The sequence below is a fragment of the Nocardiopsis lucentensis DSM 44048 genome (genome assembly GCF_000341125.1).
Taxonomy (GTDB): domain Bacteria; phylum Actinomycetota; class Actinomycetes; order Streptosporangiales; family Streptosporangiaceae; genus Nocardiopsis; species Nocardiopsis lucentensis.
Map to the genome: position 1 here is coordinate 1 of NZ_ANBC01000043.1, position 446 is coordinate 446.

1 pseudogene is annotated in these 446 nt (G+C 73.3%); it reads left to right on the plus strand.

Going from position 1 to position 446, the window contains the following annotated elements:
• Positions 1-446: pseudogene (locus tag D471_RS32500) on the plus strand (glycosyltransferase WbuB); the annotation flags it as partial.

A 446-nucleotide genomic window follows, 5' to 3' on the forward strand; every position in this document is an offset into this window, starting at 1 on the left:
AGCTGGTCGGACAGCTCCCGGAGGGTCCGCGCCGAGACGCGGCGGAGTATCGGACGGCCCTGGCGACAGGACGCGCTGTTCCCGCGTCCCCGTCCACATCGCCCGACCATCACGGGATCACGTTAACCCGTGGTCACCGAACGCGGCCCGACGACACGGTGAACGCTCGGCGACCGGCACGCCCCGCCGGTGAACGGTGGCGTGTGGCCGAGGACCCGTCCACGCCCGGGGCGGGGCTGCGGGTGCTGCATCTGGTCACCAACGCGCTACCCCATACCAACGCGGGGTACACGCAGCGCACCCACCGCATCGCCACCGCGCAGCGGGAGGCGGGGATGGACGTGCACGTGGTCACCCGGGCCGGCTACCCGCTCACCAAGGGGGTCGCCGACCCGCGCACGCTGGTGCGGGTGGACGGGATCCCCTACCACCGGCTGCTGCCGTGG